The organism is Bradyrhizobium sp. NDS-1 (assembly GCF_032918005.1).
Lineage (GTDB): Bacteria > Pseudomonadota > Alphaproteobacteria > Rhizobiales > Xanthobacteraceae > Bradyrhizobium > Bradyrhizobium tunisiense.
This window is the reverse complement of record NZ_CP136628.1, coordinates 5,411,835-5,428,941: the sequence shown is the minus strand read 5'-3', so window position 1 is coordinate 5,428,941 and position 17,107 is coordinate 5,411,835. Positions and strand designations below refer to the sequence as shown.

Genomic DNA, 17,107 nt, shown 5'->3' with positions numbered 1-17,107 from the left:
GTTTTGAGCCGTTTGGCGGCTTCATTCCACCTTCGATGAATTCTGACTCGTAATTCATCTTTGGCTTGACGTCACCCCCTATGCTCTGAAATTCTTGGGAACACGGAGACGGACGATCTCCGGCAGGGATCAGGAAACGCCGACCCGAAAGAGGGAGGGAAAAATGACGAGAACCCGCACGCCGGGCATTAGCCGCCGTTCAACACTGGCGCTGATGGGCGCCGGTGCGATGACGTTCGCCGCGCCGTGGGTGGCGCGTGCGCAAGCCAAGACCATCAAGATCGGCATGCCGACGATTCTGTCCGGCCGGGTCGCGCAGCTCGGTACGTCCTCGCGCAATGCGGTGATGCTCGAAGTCGAGAAGGTCAACGCCGCGGGCGGTCTCGCCGGCCGGCAGATCGAGATGGTGATCCGCGACTCCAAGGGCCAGCCGCAGGAAGCCGCCCGCGTCGCGCGCGAACTCGTCAACGCCGACGGCTGCGAGCTGCTGATCGACGCCGAAGCCTCCTCCGGTGCTTTCGCTGTACATGAGGTCGCACGCGATCTCGGCGTGTTCTGCATCCACACCAATTCGGAGACCTCGGCGCTGACCGCCGATCCCAAGCAGCGCATCCCCAACGCGTTCCGTACCGCGCGGCAGGGCGTGCACGACTCCATCGTCGGCGGCAGCTATGCCGCCGCGATCGCAAAGGCGAAGGGTTTGAAGAAATGGGCGACCTGTTCGCCCGACTACGCCTATGGCCGCGACACCACCGGCGAGTTCACGCTGTACCTGAAGCGCTTTGCACCCGACGTGGAAATCATCAGCGAGTCCTGGCCCAAGCTATTCCAGCCGGATTACACCGAGGTGGTGACGAAGATCTTGCAGGCCAAGCCGCAAGCCCTGTACTCCTGCCTGTGGGGCGGCGATCTCACCTCCTATATCGATCAGGCCAACATCTATGCGATGTTTGGCCAGATGGAGGTATTCGCGGTCAATATGGCCGACTACACCGCTCTCACCGTGGTGAAGAACCTTCCCAAGGGCATCCACTCCGGCAACCGCTACATCAAGACCTTCCCGGCAACGCCGGAGAATGCCGCCTGGGGCGATGCCTACAAGGCGAAGTATAACGAGTATCCGACCAACTGGTCGTGGGAGAACGCCACCGCGATCATGCTGATCGCGGAAGCCGCCAAGAAGGCAAACTCGGCCGACGGCAAGAAGATCGCGGAGGTGCTGAAGGGCCTCACCATCAAGTGCCCGTTCGGCGCCGACGGCACCGTGACGATGCGCGGCGACGATCACACGCTGGTCGGCTACGCCATCGGCTGGGGCACGACGATCCCGCAAGAGCCCTATGTTCCAGAGATCAAGGCCGGCGACTGGAAGACCATCTTCGAGCTCGAGGCCGAGTGGAAGAAGAGCAAGGGTTACACCTGACCGCGTGGATGGCGGAGGCGGACGACCGTCTCCGCCGGCTTCGTCTGGCTTCTCGCGCCGCATCGGGCGCTGCAATGAAAGTTCTCCCGTGGATCTCGACGCGCTCGCCGGTTGCCTCTCCAGCTCCGCCTGTCTGGTGACGCAGACCACCAGCGGCCTCATCATCGGCATGCTTCTGTTCCTGGTCGCGGTTGGGCTGACGCTGATCTTCGGCGTGCTCAAGGTGGTCAATTTCAGCCACGGCGCCTTCTACATGTTCGGCGCCTATTTCGCCATGACGGCCTATCAGTTCACCGGGAGCTTCTTGCTCGCGATGCTGGCGGGCGCGGCCGGCACCGCCGTTCTCGGCCTGATCTTCGAACGCGTCTTCATGAGCCGCGTCTATGGCGCTGACGTCTTGATGCAGGTCCTCGTCTGCTACGCCTTCGTGCTGATCTTCGACGATGTCGTGCGCATGATCTGGGGGCCGGAATTCAAGTCGATGGGCATGCCGTCGGCGTTCCAGGTGATGCCGCTGTTCATCGCCGGCGGTGTGGTGCCGCCTTATTATCTGCTGCTGATCGGCGTTGCGCTCGTCACGGCGATGGTGCTCGGCATCGGGCTGTCGCGGAGCCGGATCGGCAAGGTGATCCGCGCAGCCGCGCACAATCCCGGCATGGTCTCGGCGCTCGGCATCAATACCGGCCTGATCTATGGCGGCGTGTTTGCGCTCGGCGGCATGCTGGCAGGCCTCGCCGGCGCGCTGGCAGCCCCGGTGCGGTCGTTGACGCCGGGCATGGGATTCTCGGTGCTGATCGAGTCCTTCATCGTCACCGTGATCGGGGGCATGGGATCGATCCTGGGCGCCTTGATCGGCGCGCTGCTGCTTGGTCTGATCAGGTCATTTGGCTCACAGGGCTTTCCTCTGTTCGTTGAAGGGCTGATGTATCTGTTCATGGTAATCGTGCTGGTCTCCAAGCCTACCGGCCTGTTCGGCAAGGAGGCGGCATGACCGAACTGGAGGCGGGGCGGGCCGAGCGGTTGGCGCCGTTGCGCGGCAGCGTCGCGCTGCAACGTTATCGCGACGTGCTGATCGCGCTGATCGCCTTCGCGGTGCTGGCGAGCCTGCCGCTGTTCACGGGCAGCAAGGCGTTGCTCGATTTCGTCATCCGCTGCTCGGCCTACGGCCTGTTCGCGACCTCGCTGAATCTGCTGGTCGGCTACACCGGTCTGACCTCGTTCGGCCATGGCATGTTCTTCGGCCTTGGCGCCTACAGCTTCGGCCTGATCATGCAGAAGCTCGCCGTGCCCATTCCGGTCGCCTTCGTCGCGACGCTGGCGATCACGGCGGTGATCGCCGCGATCATCGGCGCGATCTGCGTGCGGCTGAAGGAGATCTATTTCGCCTTCGTCACGCTCGCCTTCCAGATGCTGATCCATTCGACCATCCTGTCATGGGCGTCCTTCACCGGCGGCGATCAGGGTCTGCGCGGCGGCATTCCGCGGCCCGCCTTCTACGGCATCGATCTCTCCAACCACGTCCATCTCTATGTCACGAGCTGCGCGCTTCTGATCCTCGGCCTGCTCGCGATGCGGCAGATCGCGCAATCCCCGTTCGGCTACACCTTACGCATGATCCGCGACAATGCGGCGCGGGCGAGCTTCCTCGGCATCGATGTCTGGCGCGCCAAGCTCACCGTGTTCGTGCTGGCGGCGCTGTTCGCGTCCATGGGCGGCATGGTAATGGCGCTGTTCGTATCCGGCGCCTATCCTGAATTCGCCTACTGGACGATCTCGGGTGAGGGCATTTTCATCAACATGCTCGGCGGCGTCTCGACCTTCCTCGGCCCGATGGTCGGCACCGTTCTGCTCTTGCTGCTCAACGACACCGTGACGCGGTTCACCGAGTATCACGGCATCGTTCTCGGTGTGGTCATCCTGTTCTTCGCGCTGGGTCTGCGCAAGGGCCTGCTCGATTTCGTCGCCGAATGGTTTTCGCGCCGTCGCGATGCGGGCGAGGGGCGTTAGCGATGCTGGAAATCCGCAACCTCGCAAAGTCCTTTGGCGGCGTGAAGGCGGCCAACGACGTCTCGCTCGACTTCCCCGACGGCACGCTGACCGCGGTCATCGGCCCGAACGGCGCGGGCAAGAGCACGTTATTCAACCTGATCACGGGCGCCTTGAAGCCGGATTCCGGACAGGTGCTGCTCGACGGCGTTGATCTCGCCGGCCGCTCGCCGCCTGAGATCGTGCGCCACGGCATCGGCCGCGCCTTCCAGGTCGCCAGCATCTTCAAATCGCTGACGGTGCAGGAGACTATGCTCGCCGCCGTCAGCGCCGACCAGCGCACCTCGGCGGTCTTGCACAAGCGCTTTCCATTGCCGGAGACGCGCGACCGCGCCGAGCATGTGATGGAGCTCCTGGGCCTTGCGAGCAAGCGCCATCGTACCGCGGCGACGCTGTCGCATGGCGACCAGAAGCTGCTCGACATCGCGCTGGCGCTGGTGATCGAGCCAAAGGTCCTGCTGCTGGACGAGCCGACGGCCGGCATGGGCCCTGAGGAGCGATGGCGCATGATCGACAAGGTGCGCGAACTCTGGGAGACCCAAAAGATCACCGTCGTCTTCATCGAGCACGACATGGACATCGTGTTCAAGATCGCGCCCAAAATCGTCGTGCTGTGCTACGGCCGCATCCTGGCCACCGGTACGCCCGACGAGATCCGCAACAATAGCGCCGTGGTCGACGCCTATCTCGGCACCGAACATGCGGGAGCGGCCGCATGACCGCCGCTGTCATCGAGGTTGCCGATCTCGACGTCTACTACGGAACCAGCCAGATCCTGTTCGGCGTCGGCCTCTCGGTGCGGCAGGGCGAGACCATGGCGCTGCTCGGCCGCAACGGTGCGGGCAAGTCGACGACGATGAAGGCGATCATGGGGCTGGCGCCGCCGCGCCGGGGCAGAGTGAGCCTGCGCGGGGCGGTGATCTCCGGCCAGAAGCCGCATGCCATCGCGCGCGCCGGCCTCGGCTTCGTGCCGGAGGATCGCCAGATCTTTCCGGAGCACAGTGTCGAAGACAATCTCGTCATCGGAAAGAAGAAGGGACCGGAAGGCCAGGACGAATGGCCGATCAAGCGCATCTATGAGGTCTTTCCGCTTCTCGAGCCATTGCGCGATCGGATCGCAGGACGCCTCTCCGGCGGCGAGCAGCAGATGTTGGCGATCGCGCGCACGCTGATGGGAAACCCGGCGCTGCTGCTGCTGGACGAGCCGAGCGAGGGACTCGCGCCGATCATCGTGCAGCGGATCGGCGAGCTGTTGCGGCAGCTCCGAAGCATCGGATCGACCGTGCTGATCGCCGAGCAGAACATGCATTTCTGCCTGGGGCTGGCGAGCCACGCCACGGTCATCGACAAGGGGCAGATCGTCTATGCCGCCGGTATAGACGAGCTGAAGGCCAACGAGGCGATCCGGCGGCGCTATCTGGCCCTGTAGCCGCCGCCGGCGTCCCAAATAGCCCGAAAGAAGAAAACTATTGTCTCGGAGGGACCCGCCGGAAGGACTTTCCCCTCAGGGGGACAAAAACGCCAATCGCTTCCATTGCCGTTTGGGTGGGAAACGACGACATTCCCATCAGAATTTGATGGATTGGCTGCAGTCATGGAACGCACTGGATTTGAGCCCTTCGGCGAGCAGCTGGTGTCCGCAACGGACGTCCAGCCGAAATCGCGCGGGTCGAAGCTCCTGCTGCGGGCCGGCGCCACGCTGTTCTGGTCACTGGTCGCGGGCATCGTGCTCGCACGTGCGGCCTTCTTCGAGCCGGGCATTTATGACGGCTTCAGCCGCGTGGCCTCGCTGGCCAAGAGCCTGATCTTCTAAGGTTCACCCGGGATTTATTCCGGGCTGAGGAGACGACTTCCCTCGGCCCTGATATGCCGAAAACTTATTCCCCAATCACACGTCGCTGCGTATAAATCCTTCTCCTCGGGGAGAGATTTGTGTCGCAGAATCAAGCATCGAGCCCGGCCGATTCCAAGCCGACCGCCGTTAGCCGCGTCGTCGCGCTGATTCCCGGAATTCTCCTCTGCATTGCCGTGGCCGGTGTCTCGGCCCTGCTGGAGCGGGCGGAACTGAGCGCTTTCGAGCATCCCTATGTCGAGGCGCTGGTGATGGCGATCCTGCTCGGCATGGTGCTCCGCAGCTTCTGGAAACCGGCGCCACGCTGGCAGGCGGGAATCGCCTTCAGCGCAAAGCAGCTCCTCGAAGTCGCCGTCATGCTGCTGGGGGCCTCGATCAGCTTCGCCGCCATCGCGGCGTCGGGCATCGCGCTGCTGGCCTCGATCGCCGCCGTCGTCATGATCACGCTCTGCGTCACTTTCGGCCTCAGCCGTGTGCTGGGCCTGTCGACGCGGCTGTCGATCCTGATCGCCTGCGGCAACTCGATCTGCGGCAATTCCGCAATCGCCGCCGTGGCGCCGATCATCGGCGCCAACAACGACGAGATTGCATCCTCGATCTCGTTCACCGCAATCCTCGGCGTGATGATGGTACTCGGCCTGCCGCTGCTGATTCCGCTATTGCAATTGTCCGCCACGCAATACGGCATCCTCGCAGGCCTGACCGTCTACGCGGTGCCGCAGGTGTTGGCTGCGACGGTCCCGGCCGGCCTCGTCTCGACTCAGATCGGAACGCTGGTCAAGTTGATGCGCGTCCTGATGCTCGGGCCGGTGGTCGTCGGCCTGTCTCTCGTCGCCTCGCGCTGGCAGAACGACGCCAAGAAGACCAATGTCGGATTCTTCCGCCTGGTGCCCTGGTTCATCCTCGGCTTCCTTGCGCTTGCGACTCTGCGGTCGCTGGAGATCGTGCCGGCCACGGTGGTCGGCCCGGTGACGAAGATCACGGGTTTTCTCACGGTGGTGTCGATGGCCGCGCTCGGCCTCGGCGTCGACGTGCGCGTGCTCGCCAATGTCGGGGGCAGGGTGACGGCGGCAGTCACGCTGTCACTGCTGCTGCTGCTGGGGATCAGCATCGCGCTGGTGCAGTGGTTCAAGTGAGGCGGAGGCGGTGCTTGCCTCCTGGCTTGTGGGGGCAGATGACGAGGCTTTGCTCCGGCGTTGATTGTCGGAGCGTCTCGCACGGGGTCTGTGGATTATTCTCGAGAGAGTCGCAGCGCGTTCACTAACGCAGACAGCGCAGCAGGCTGATTCCGGCGACTTGGATAGTACATGAAGAAGCCGGGCATTGGCGGCAACCAGTCATCCAGGACACGGATGAGCTGCCGCTTCGCAATGTATCCCGCGACCTGCTCTTCATAGGCGAGACCGAGGCCAACTCCATCGAGCGCCGCCTGAACCACCAGGTGAGTATCGTCCACGACGAGCGGGCCGTTCACGCCGATCGTGACCGCCTGTCGTCCGCGTTCGAACTCCCATCGATATGGACCGCCCGGAAGACGAAGGGTTATGCATCGATGATCGGTCAGATCTTTTGGCTTTTGCGGGATGGATCGTGAGGCGAAATAGCGGGGCGATCCCACGACCGTCAATCGCAATTCCGGGCTGACACGCACGGCGATCATATCCTTCTGGATGTACTCGCCGAGCTGAATACCGGCATCGAATTCGTCTGCAACGAGGTCTACAGGGCCGGTGACGGTGACGACGTCGAGAACGATGTCAGGGTAATTCTCGGCGAATTCCGCGAGCCGCGGCAACAAGACCATCACGGCGGCAGAGCGGGACGTCACAATTCGAAGGCACCCGGCAGGCCGGTGTCGAAGGCTTCGGGCTCTATCGAGAGCGTGAGCGATTTGCTCGAGCGCAGGAGACAAGTCGTCCAAGAGAGCTGCCCCAGCAGCGGTTGGTGCGACGCTCTTCGTCGTCCGAGCGAGAAGCTGCAGCGCGAGCCGTTCTTCAAGTCCCCGGATCGTGTGGCTCAGGGCAGACTGAGACACACCCAGCTTTGCCGCAGCCCGCGTAAAGCTCCGTTCACGGGCGACCAGCGCAAACGTAGCGAGTTCGTTCAGTTCGTTTCTCATGATTGATGAATATCACTCATGAGCTCATCCAGCACAATCCGTATAGTCTCATAAGCCGTCTTATCCTAGATTTGGCACGCAACGAGACGCGACGGTGGCCCTATGATCGTGACATCCCACAGCGATAATGTCCTCTGCGTCACTTCGGGAGAATGGCGAATCTGGTCGCTTTCGGACGGCTATATCGAGATGCCGGCAGACCTTTTGCGAGACCCGCAGAATGGCCCCGTATCGCAAGCTATGCAGGCAGGAGCGCTTCGTCTGTCGGTCAATTGCTTCGCTCTCGCAGGTCCTGGCGCTGAGGGCATTCTCATCGACAGCGGAGGAGGGGGCTGGGCACCGACGGTGGGGCGCCTCGAGCAGACCTTGGTCGAGGCCGGGATCGACCCGGGTTCGATCACGCGTTTGGCCCTCACCCACGCCCATCAGGATCATGTGCACGGGCTTTTGACGCCCGACGGCAGAGTGCTCTTTCCGAATCTGAAGGCGATCATGATTGCCGAGGGCGCTGTGGAGAGCTTTCTCGCCGAAACGCACCTGGCGCGTTTCCGGCCCTTGCTGAAGCCTGTTCGGAATGGCGAGCAAGTGGCCGTGCGATTACGGGCGGTTTCCCTTTCCGGTCATGCTCCCGGTCACATCGGCTACGCGCTCGACACGGACGAGGGCCGTGTCCTGTTCTTCGGTGACGTCGTTCATGTGCCCGCCTTGCAGTTTGGCAATCCCGCCTTCAGCTGGGGCTATGACGACGATCAGCCGACCGCACGCGCAACCCGCCTGAAGGTTCTCCATGACGCAGCCCGGGCGGGGACATGGATCGCCGGCGCGCATCTCGGCCGGCCAGGCATCGGTCGCGTGGTACGTAACGGCGAAGGATACCGTTATGAGCCGGCACAAGGTTAAACCGGCACGCGATTTCTACCACGAGGTCGGAACGAAGGCGCGTGCGCCGGCCGATCGCTAGATGACATCCGCCAGTGAATGGCCGTTCAGCTCGATGCTCAGCCCCTGCATGCCCATGTCGGTGATCTCGCCGCCCATGGCCTTCAGGCTTTCCTCGCGGATCAGGGACATCAGCCCGCGGCGGAGCGCCAGGAATTCCGACGACATCATCATCGATTGCTGCCTCGGCCGTTCAAGGGGAATCGGGATCTCCGCCTTGATCGAGCCGGGACGAGCGGTCATGCAGTAGACCCGGTCGGACAGGAAGATCGCCTCGTCGATATCGTGGGTGACGAACAGCACCGAGATCTTCAGCCGCTGCCACATGTTGGTGAGGATCTGCTGCATGATGACGCGCGTCTGCGCATCGAGTGCGCCGAAGGGTTCGTCCAGCAGCAGCACCTTGGGCCCTGTCGCCAGCGCCCGGACGATGCCGACGCGCTGCTTCATGCCGCCGGAGAGCCTTTCCGGATAATGCTTCTCGAACGCTTCGAGCCCTGCAAGCCCCAGCAGGGTGCGTGCCGCCCGTTCACGCTGAGAACGGGGCATGCCGCGCATCTTCAGACCAAACTCGACATTCTCCCGCACCGTCTTCCAGGGGAACAGCGAATATTGCTGGAACACCATGCCGCGTTCGGCGCTGGGGCCGTTCACGCGCTCGCCGTCGACAGTGACGATTCCCGTGGTCGGCTTGAGGAAGCCGGCGACCGCATTGAGCAGCGTCGACTTTCCACAGCCGGAGGGGCCGACGATCGAGACGAATTCGCCGGGCTTCACGTGGATCTGCGTGTCGGTCACGGCCTGCACCGCTCCCTCGATGGTCTCGTAGGCGAGGGAGAAGTTCTTGACCTCGATATGGCCTTTCGGGCTGCTCGCAATCATCTCGCTCATGTCGATCTCCACGGCATCACCAATTGTCCCGCGCCTCTGATCAGCAGGCTCGATCCGAGGCCGAGCACGCCGATCGCGATCATGCCGAGCGCGATGTCGGCATACTGGACCAGCGAATAGGCCTCCCAGGTGAAATAGCCGATGCCGTACTGCCCGGAGATCATTTCGGCGGCGATCAGCGACACCCAGGCGACCCCCATCCCGACGGTGAGACCGGTGAAGATGTGCGGCAGCGACGCCGGAAAATACACCTCGCGGAAGATCGAGCGTTCCCGCGCGCCGAGACATTGCGCGGCGCGCACCAGCACGGGATCGACCAGCGACATGCCGTGCAGCGTGTTGACGAGGATCGGGAAGAACGAACCGAGGAAGGTGATGTAGACGATGCTCTGCTCGTTGGTCGGCCACAGCATGATCGCCATCGGCACCCAGGCGATCGCCGGAATCGGCCGCAGCACTTCGGCCACGGGGAAGATCACCTCATGCACCAGCTTGAAGCGCCCCATGATCAGGCCGAGCGGCACGGCGACGATCGCAGCGAGCGAGAATCCGATGAAGATGCGCCGGCAGCTCAGTGCGATGTGCAGCATGAACTTGGGATCGTGGATCGCCTTGGTGAAGCTCGCATAGACCGCGAGCGGCGAGGGCACGTTGGTGAAGCGCACGAAGAACACGACGCGGTAGGTCGTGAGGAGGTGCCAGACCAGGAGAAACGCGAGCAGCGAGATGATGCCGATCGCGGTCGCGCGCAGTCCGGACCGGTTGAGCCTGTACCATCGCAGGGCGAGCGTGCCGAAGGTGCGCGATGCCGCAGGCGGCGGGACGGCGGGCGCGGAGCCCGCCTCGATAAAGGTCGTTGCCGGCATGCTGTCCTTGGGATGTCTGAGGAGGGCGGGACTGCTCACGTCTTGCCTCCGCCCACCGCCACCTTCACGGCGTCCTCGAAGCCAAGCACCTTGCCGCTGATCTTGGCGGCATGGGCTTCGGCATCCTTCTTCAGCAGGAAGGGTGCCACGTCGCCATTGCCCACTGCGTAGAAGGCCTGGTCGGCGAACAGCTTGATGCCGCGTGTCGTATCGAAAACGTAAGCGACGTTGATCTTCTTGCCCTTGGCCTTGTAGTCGGCATAGGCGCCAAGCGTGCAGTTGGCTGACGCGAAGGGCATGATGCCGGCATCATCCACCCAGACTTCGCCAGCCTTGCGCGGATCAGCAATCGGCTTCTTGCAGAAGCTGTCTTCACCGGCGATCTCGTAGTTCTTCGTGCTGGCGAGCCGTGTGTCATAGTCGAGCTTCATTTCGGCGTAGGCCTTGCGGATGAAACTATCGTCGACCCACTTCTTCGGATCAAATTCCTTCATGCGACCGAGGTTCTGCAGCACCTTGACGTCGACTGCGGCGGCATCGATCAGAGCTGGCTTGATCGTCGGATCGGTGGTCATGTTGCCGCTGGGCCCCAGGAAGATATAGACCACTTCCTTGTTGATGCCGGTCCATTCCTGGATCTTTTCGGCGGCGAGCTTGGGATCGTCGCGCAGCCATTGGTTGGCGGCAATCACCGCCTTGAAATAGGCGACGACGACTTCCGGGTATTTCTCGGCAAAATCGGTGCGGACCACGATGCCGTGGAATGTCGGCAAGTTGGTCTCGACGCCGTCGAAGATCTTTCGTGCGAAGCCGCGGAAGGGCAGCAGCTCGGCGAAGGGAACGAAGTCGGCATGCGCGTCGATCTTCTTTTCCTGGAGATTGGTCGAGCCGACTTCAGGGCTCTGGCTGACGAGCTGGAAGAAGTCCGCGGGATAGCCACGGTCCTGCATCGCCTTCAGGACCATGCCGTGCGCGGCGGAGCCGAAGGGCACGCTGACCAGCTTGCCTTTGAGGTCGCCGAGATCGTAGTAGGGCGAGTCCTTGTGAACGACGAGGCCATTGCCGGAGCCTTCGAGGCTGTAGGCGGCGATGCCCATCAGCCGGCTCTTGCTTTCCGGATTGCTCTCGAAGGTGAACCCGTTCACGATCAGCGGATAATCGCCCATCATGCCGATCTGGAGCTTGTTCGCCATCATCGCATTGGTGACAGGCGGACCCGAGGTGAAGTTCTGCCACTCAAGCTGAAACTTGATGTTGGCGTATTTGCCGTCTTTGGGCAGGTACTTTTCGAGAAGGTTCAGCTGGCGGATCACAACGCCGGCGGTCACCGTGTTGGTCGTGGTGTCCTGCGTTCCGATGCCGAGCGTCACGGTTTCCGCCGAGGCCGACTGCGCAATCAGAAGCGTCAGCGACGTCACCGACATCGCGATCGAGAGCGTGGAAAGATGGCGGACCATTCTCATCCTCATTCGGTTGGATGTGCTGTGGTTGCCATGATTGGGTGAGGGCTCAGACAGGGCAAATCCGGAATGATGACCGCAGTCGATTAGTTGCCGGGAAAAGCTGATTGCATACTCCTTGGGCAGTCCTGCATTATAAAGCCGCTTGCCTGTGCACCGGGCCTGGTCGCAAAATCCTTCAGTCAGATGCGTGTCCACGCATCTCCTCCAGCACGTCGGTCCGGCAGACCACGATCTGCGAGCGCTTGGTCAGCACGATTCCCTTCTCCTGCATGCGCTTCAGGCTGATCGTGACCCATTGGCGCGTCGCCCCGACCATGTGGGCGATGTCCGCATGGGTGAAGGCTGCGGCGATCACGCGGCCGTCCGCGTCCTCGACGCCATAGAGCTCGACGAGATGCAGCAAGAGGTGCGCAAGGCGCTGCGTGATCGAGCGCGTTCCCAGCATCTGGGCCAGCGCCGAATAGCATTTGCCCTTGAACGTGAGGCCTTCGATCAGGCCGATCGCAAGATTGGGGATCTCGGTGGCAAGGGACCGCAGCTCCTTTCCGGGCAGATGCACCACGCTGCAATTGCTGGATGCGACGCCGGACCATTGATGCACGGTGCCCTCGAATACCTCGGGCCCGCCGACGAAATTGCCGACATGCCAATAGGCCAGCGTGATCTCGCGCCCGAGCGGGGAGGTGTAGAACACCCGGATCCGGCCGCTCTCGACCAGCCAGATGCCGTCATGCTTGCCGCCCTGGCTGAACAGGGTCTGGCCGCGGTTGAGCACCTTGCGCCGCCCCTGTTTCAGCACCAGCTCTCGTTCCCGCGGCGAAAGCTTGTCCATCAACGGCGGCGGTCCGCCGATCCATTGCTGGTTCTCGGTGAGGAGCAGCGAGGAACTGCCGGTAGGCCGGACTGCCGGGGGAATGGGCCCGCGAACCACATTGGCGGCCTGCAACATCATCTGCCTCCGGAACGTTCAAATCGTTCTAAAGGGGAGCAATGTCCGTGCCAGATGGGGCGCCAACTTCCGGCGTCATTCCGGGATTCGCAAGGCGCACAGGCCCGGAATCCATAATTACGAGTGGGAGTTATGGATGCCGGGCTCGCCCTTCGGGCGCCCCGGAATGACGAGACCGGTTATGGGTCAATGCCCTGCCAGGCTCAGCAAATACGGCTTCGGATAAATCCCTCGGTTATGCCCGTCCGAGAACGCGATGTTCAGCCCGTAGCCGAGATCGCCGATTTCGGTGATGGCGATGCCTGGAAATGCTTCCGGGAAGCGGCCGTCGAAGCGCGCACGGGTGCAATGGGCGCATTTGCAGGAAAGGCGAAGCGTTTCTGCGGGGACGCTCAGTGCATCGTCCTGCGTCGTGCGGACGAGGAGCGAAGCGAGATCGGCGCTTGCTTCATAATCGGCCACGGTGGGTGCCACCAGTCTCATGGTCATGACGAACCTCCGGCTGATTTCTACGTCGGCGCGGGACAGCATGGATAGCAACTAATTGCCGGCATGGATGCGTGGGGATGGCGGTCAATTGCCCTCTCTTCGATCACCGCGGCAAAATGTGAAACTAATCGACCGCGAATCTCACTTCCGAATTGCCGGACGCTCCTCTTGCCGCGACCTTGGTGTCATCGAGAAGGAGAGACCATGAACGCATTTCAGAAGGAGACGGTTCTGTCGGTCCGGCACTGGACCGAATCCCTGTTCAGCTTCACTGCCACCCGTGATCCCGGCTTTCGTTTCCAGAATGGCCAGTTCGCGATGATCGGACTCGAGGTCGAAGGCAAGCCCTTGATGCGGGCCTACAGCATGGCCAGCGCCAATCACGAGGAGGCACTCGAGTTCTTCTCGATCAAGGTGCAGGACGGGCCGCTGACCTCGCGCCTGCAGAAGATCAAGGAAGGCGACATCATCCTGGTCGGCCGCAAGGCGACGGGGACGCTGATCACCGGCAATCTCATTCCGGGTAAACGCCTGTTGCTGCTTTCGACCGGCACCGGCCTTGCGCCCTTCGCCAGCTTGATCAAGGATCCCGATGTCTACGAGAATTACGAGACCATCGTGCTCGCCCATGGCTGCCGCCACGTTTCGGAACTGGCCTATGGCGAACACGTCGTCGATGGCCTGCGCAACCACGAATTCTTCGGACCGCTGATCCGCGACAAGCTCGTCTACTACCCGACCGTCACCCGCGAGCCGTTCAGGAATCGCGGCCGCATCACGGATCTGATCGCTTCCAATCAGATGTTCGACGATATCGGCCTGTCCGGCCTCGATATCGAGACCGATCGTATCATGCTCTGCGGCAGCCCGGCGATGCTGGAGGAACTGCCCGCGATGTTCTCCGCACGCGGCTTTATCGAGGGCAACCACAGCCAGCCTGGTCATTTCGTGGTCGAAAAGGCCTTCGTCGAGCGCTGAGGCGCAAATCGCACCCCGGCGACAACTAATTGCTATCGCCGGGAGGTCCCTCTGAACAAATCTGATGCAAAGGCGCCGGACGTCCGGCGAACCAGGAGCAAGCGATGGCACTAGATCAGATCGTCGACGGACTTTCGGAGGTTTCCTGCGATGTGCTGGTGATCGGCGGCGGCACGGCCGGGCCGATGGCGGCGCTGAAGGCGAAGCTGAAGAATCCGAAAGCCAATGTCGTTCTGCTCGAAAAGGCCAACGTCAAGCGCTCCGGCGCGATCTCGATGGGGATGGACGGGCTCAACAACGCCGTCATCCCCGGTTATGCCACGCCGGAGCAGTACACCAAGGAAATCACCATCGCCAACGACGGCATCGTCGACCAGAAGGCAGTCTATAAATACGCACAGAACTGCTACAGCATTATCGAGGAGCTCGACAGTTTCGGCATCCGCTTCCTGAAGAACGAGAACGGCGATTACGCCGTCAAGAAGGTGCACCACATCGGCACCTACGTGCTGCCGATGCCGAACGGCGAGACCGTGAAGAAGGCGCTGTATCGCCAGCTCCGCCGCGCCCGCATCCTGATCTCCAACCGCTACATGGCGACGCGGCTGCTCAAATCCGCCGACGATCGCATCGCCGGCGCGGTGAGCGTCAATACCCGCACCGCCGAGATGCTGGTGATCAAGGCCAAGGCCGTGATCCTGTGCATGGGCGCCGCCGGCCGCCTGGGTCTGCCGACCTCCGGCTACATGTTCGGCACCTACGAGAACGCCGCCAATTCCGGGGATGGCTATGCGATGGCGTATCACGCCGGCGCCGCGCTCGCGAACCTCGAATGCTTTCAGATCAATCCGCTGATCAAGGACTATAACGGCCCGGCCTGCGCCTATGTCGCCGGTCCGTTCGGCGCCTTCACAGCCAACAACGAAGGTTCGCGCTTCATCGAATGCGACTACTGGTCGGGTCAGATGATGCTCGAATTCTACAACGAGCTCCTGTCCGGCAAGGGGCCGGTATTCCTCCAGCTCAAGCACCTCCATCCCGAGACCATTTCGGAGATCGAATCCACCTTGCACAAGGTGGAGCGGCCGACGCGCGGGCTGTTCCAGCAGGGGCGGGGCGTCGACTATCGCAGCGAATCGATCGAGATGCACATCTCCGAAATCGGCTTCTGCTCTGGCCACAGCGCCTCGGGCGTGTTCGTCGACGACAATGCGCGCACCACCGTGCCGGGCCTCTATGCCGCCGGTGACATGGCGAGCGTGCCCCACAACTACATGCTCGGCGCCTTCACCAACGGCTCGGTCGCAGGCATCGACGCGATGGAATTCGCCGACAGCCACGACTTCGCGGAGTTCGATGCAGCCGACGTCGCGATGGAGCGCGACCGCGTGATGGCGCCGACGAAGCGCGAGGACGGCATTCCGCCGAACCAGATCGAGTACAAGACCCGCCGCCTGGTCAACGACTATCTCCAGCCGCCGAAGGTCACGCGCAAGTACGAGCTCGGCATGCGCCGCCTGGCCGAGGCGCGGGAGGACATGCAGGAGCGCATGATTGCGCGCAACGCGCATGAGCTGCTCCGCGCGCTCGAGGTGCAGTCGATCATGGACTGCGCCGACATGGCGGCGCATGCCTCGCTATATCGGGAGGAGAGCCGCTGGGGCCTCTACCATTGGCGCACGGATTTCCCCGAGAAGGACAACGAGAACTGGTTCTGTCACACGCTGCTGAGCAAGCGGGACGGCAAGATGACCAGCGAAAAGCGTGCGGTCGAGCCTTATGTCGTCCCGATCGCCGACGACGAGAAGGACCTCTACGACAAGCAGCGCATCCGCGCCACCGCCTGACCCCATCGCGAACAACAGGAGACAACGATGCCCCTCGCGTCCTTTCAGACATCGGTTCCGGTGGTCGTCGACGACGCCAAGTGCATTGCGGACAAGGGCTGCACCGTCTGTGTCGACGTCTGCCCGCTCGACGTTCTGCGCATCAGCGACATGACCAACAAGGCTTACATGGCTTATGACGAGTGCTGGTACTGCATGCCCTGCGAAGCCGATTGCCCGACCGGCGCCGTCACCGTCAACATTCCATACCTGTTGAGGTGACCATGTCCAGTCCGTTCGAATCCTACGACGATCTCGAAGACGCCGACGAGCGGCTTCAGGCTGCCGATCCCGCCGAGCGCCGCGTCGCCATCATCGCGCTCGGCCATTCCGGCGATCCTGCTGCGGTTGCGCATCTCGCCAACATGGTGGCCGACCCCGATGCGGGCGTGCGCCAGCAGGTCGCAATGGCGCTCGGTGAGTTCGACGGGCCGGAAGCTGCGGGCGCGCTCGTGAAGCTGCTGGTCGATCCCGAAAGAATCGTTGCGACGGCCGCGGCCGACAGCATGGCCGAGTTCAAGGACCCGGCTTGCGCCGATGTCATCCTGCCGCTGGTCAAGCATGGCCACGCCTTCGTTCGCATGGGCGCGTTGCGGGCACTCAAGGAGCTGCGCCGCAAGGACACGCTGAAGCCCGCGCTGGAGGCGCTGCAGGATTCCGATGCGGCCGTGCGCGCGCAGGCGATCGGCGTGATCGGCTTCCTGAAGCTGGAAGAATCGATCCCCGCGCTGACGGCGCTGATCAACGATCCTGACGCTCATGTGCGCCGCGCCGCCGTGAGCGCGCTTGCGTTCTCGCAGTTGAAGTCTGCTGCGGAGACGATCACGCGCGCGCTGAAGGATTCGGATTGGATGGTCCGCGAGATGGCCGCGGAGACGCTGGGCCTCAACGTGAACGGAGCCATCGCGGCGGATCAGCTCGTCGCCTGCCTCGCGGACGAGTTCTGGCAGGTGCGGCTGAAGTCGATCCGCAGCCTCGGCAAGATGAAGATCGAACGTGCGGTGCGGCCGATCGGCGCGTGCGTCACCCACGACCAAGCAAACTTGCGCAAAGAGGCCGCCGCCGCGCTCGGCGAGATCGCACATGCCGACGGCGAGGCATTTCTGGCCGTGATCGCCGACGACCCAGACCCTGAGGTCCGCAAGAACGCTCGGTGGGCGCTGCAGCAGATTGCGGCGCGGAAGGCGCGGGCAGGGGCGTAGCCGC

The 17,107-nt window shown here is 62.8% G+C and carries 18 protein-coding genes; 12 read left to right on the top strand and 6 right to left on the bottom strand.

The features are described 5' to 3' along the window. The first annotated feature begins 163 nt into the window (after positions 1-163). The 7 genes from RX330_RS25400 to RX330_RS25370 all read left to right on the top strand — a co-directional run bounded on the left by RX330_RS25400 (position 164) and on the right by RX330_RS25370 (position 6,457). Positions 164-1,423, top strand: coding sequence for an ABC transporter substrate-binding protein (locus RX330_RS25400; protein WP_212092376.1), 1,260 nt, complete (start codon positions 164-166; stop codon positions 1,421-1,423). Between the two features lie 88 nt (positions 1,424-1,511). Next, complete coding sequence (locus tag RX330_RS25395) at positions 1,512-2,414, top strand: branched-chain amino acid ABC transporter permease (RefSeq protein WP_317240289.1); 903 nt, start codon at positions 1,512-1,514, stop codon at positions 2,412-2,414. Next, positions 2,411-3,430: a branched-chain amino acid ABC transporter permease gene (locus tag RX330_RS25390; RefSeq protein WP_317240288.1), complete on the top strand. Its 1,020-nt coding sequence runs from the start codon at positions 2,411-2,413 to the stop codon at positions 3,428-3,430. Before RX330_RS25395 ends, RX330_RS25390 begins: the two co-directional genes overlap by 4 nt. 2 nt (positions 3,431-3,432) lie before the next feature. Then, the gene (locus RX330_RS25385) at positions 3,433-4,188 is read left to right on the top strand and encodes an ABC transporter ATP-binding protein (RefSeq protein ID WP_317240287.1); all 756 of its coding nucleotides are present in this window, start codon (positions 3,433-3,435) and stop codon (positions 4,186-4,188) included. Further along, entirely contained in the window at positions 4,185-4,898 is a 714-nt protein-coding gene (locus tag RX330_RS25380) for an ABC transporter ATP-binding protein (protein ID WP_212092380.1), read from the top strand. Before RX330_RS25385 ends, RX330_RS25380 begins: the two co-directional genes overlap by 4 nt. A 165-nt stretch (positions 4,899-5,063) precedes the next feature. Next, positions 5,064-5,282 (top strand): hypothetical protein, encoded by a 219-nt coding sequence (locus tag RX330_RS25375; protein WP_212092381.1) that lies wholly within the window; start codon positions 5,064-5,066, stop codon positions 5,280-5,282. 119 nt (positions 5,283-5,401) lie between these two features. After that, positions 5,402-6,457, top strand: coding sequence for a YeiH family protein (locus RX330_RS25370; RefSeq protein ID WP_317240286.1), 1,056 nt, complete (start codon positions 5,402-5,404; stop codon positions 6,455-6,457). Positions 6,458-6,552: 95 nt separating this feature from the next. On the opposite strand, the gene RX330_RS25365 is transcribed toward RX330_RS25370, so the two are convergent. Then, positions 6,553-7,440: a LysR family transcriptional regulator gene (locus tag RX330_RS25365; RefSeq protein WP_375847613.1), complete on the bottom strand. Its 888-nt coding sequence runs from the start codon at positions 7,438-7,440 to the stop codon at positions 6,553-6,555. A gap of 102 nt (positions 7,441-7,542) precedes the next feature. Here RX330_RS25365 and RX330_RS25360 point away from each other — a divergent pair, with 102 nt between their 5' ends. Further along, a complete protein-coding gene (locus RX330_RS25360; protein WP_317240285.1) occupies positions 7,543-8,340 on the top strand; it encodes an MBL fold metallo-hydrolase in 798 nt (265 codons plus the stop codon). Positions 8,341-8,397: 57 nt separating this feature from the next. On the opposite strand, the gene RX330_RS25355 is transcribed toward RX330_RS25360, so the two are convergent. The 5 genes from RX330_RS25355 to RX330_RS25335 form a co-directional block, all read right to left on the bottom strand. After that, positions 8,398-9,270, bottom strand: coding sequence for an ABC transporter ATP-binding protein (locus tag RX330_RS25355; protein ID WP_212092384.1), 873 nt, complete (start codon positions 9,268-9,270; stop codon positions 8,398-8,400). Further along, on the bottom strand, positions 9,267-10,175 hold the full coding sequence (locus RX330_RS25350; protein ID WP_317240284.1) for an ABC transporter permease: 909 nt from the start codon (positions 10,173-10,175) through the stop codon (positions 9,267-9,269). The genes RX330_RS25355 and RX330_RS25350 overlap by 4 nt, the downstream gene beginning before the upstream one ends. Further along, positions 10,172-11,593, bottom strand: a complete 1,422-nt coding sequence (locus tag RX330_RS25345; protein WP_317240283.1) for an ABC transporter substrate-binding protein — start codon at positions 11,591-11,593, stop codon at positions 10,172-10,174. The genes RX330_RS25350 and RX330_RS25345 overlap by 4 nt, the downstream gene beginning before the upstream one ends. Positions 11,594-11,774: 181 nt before the next feature. After that, positions 11,775-12,551 carry a Crp/Fnr family transcriptional regulator gene (locus RX330_RS25340; protein ID WP_212092387.1) on the bottom strand — a complete coding sequence of 259 codons (777 nt, stop codon included), beginning with the start codon at positions 12,549-12,551 and terminating at the stop codon, positions 11,775-11,777. A gap of 183 nt (positions 12,552-12,734) precedes the next feature. Then, a complete protein-coding gene (locus RX330_RS25335) occupies positions 12,735-13,031 on the bottom strand; it encodes a gamma-butyrobetaine hydroxylase-like domain-containing protein (RefSeq protein ID WP_212092496.1) in 297 nt (98 codons plus the stop codon). A 210-nt stretch (positions 13,032-13,241) separates the two neighbouring features. On the opposite strand from RX330_RS25335, the gene RX330_RS25330 reads away from it, so the two are divergent. The 4 genes from RX330_RS25330 (at position 13,242) to RX330_RS25315 (ending at position 17,103) form a co-directional block, all read left to right on the top strand. Continuing rightward, positions 13,242-14,015 (top strand): ferredoxin--NADP reductase, encoded by a 774-nt coding sequence (locus RX330_RS25330; protein WP_317240282.1) that lies wholly within the window; start codon positions 13,242-13,244, stop codon positions 14,013-14,015. Between the two features lie 104 nt (positions 14,016-14,119). After that, positions 14,120-15,862 carry a fumarate reductase/succinate dehydrogenase flavoprotein subunit gene (locus tag RX330_RS25325; protein WP_317240281.1) on the top strand — a complete coding sequence of 581 codons (1,743 nt, stop codon included), beginning with the start codon at positions 14,120-14,122 and terminating at the stop codon, positions 15,860-15,862. Positions 15,863-15,889: 27 nt separating this feature from the next. Continuing rightward, positions 15,890-16,123, top strand: a complete 234-nt coding sequence (locus RX330_RS25320; protein ID WP_212092390.1) for a ferredoxin family protein — start codon at positions 15,890-15,892, stop codon at positions 16,121-16,123. Positions 16,124-16,125: 2 nt separating this feature from the next. After that, positions 16,126-17,103, top strand: a complete 978-nt coding sequence (locus RX330_RS25315) for a HEAT repeat domain-containing protein (RefSeq protein WP_317240280.1) — start codon at positions 16,126-16,128, stop codon at positions 17,101-17,103. The last annotated feature ends 4 nt before the right edge of the window (positions 17,104-17,107 follow it).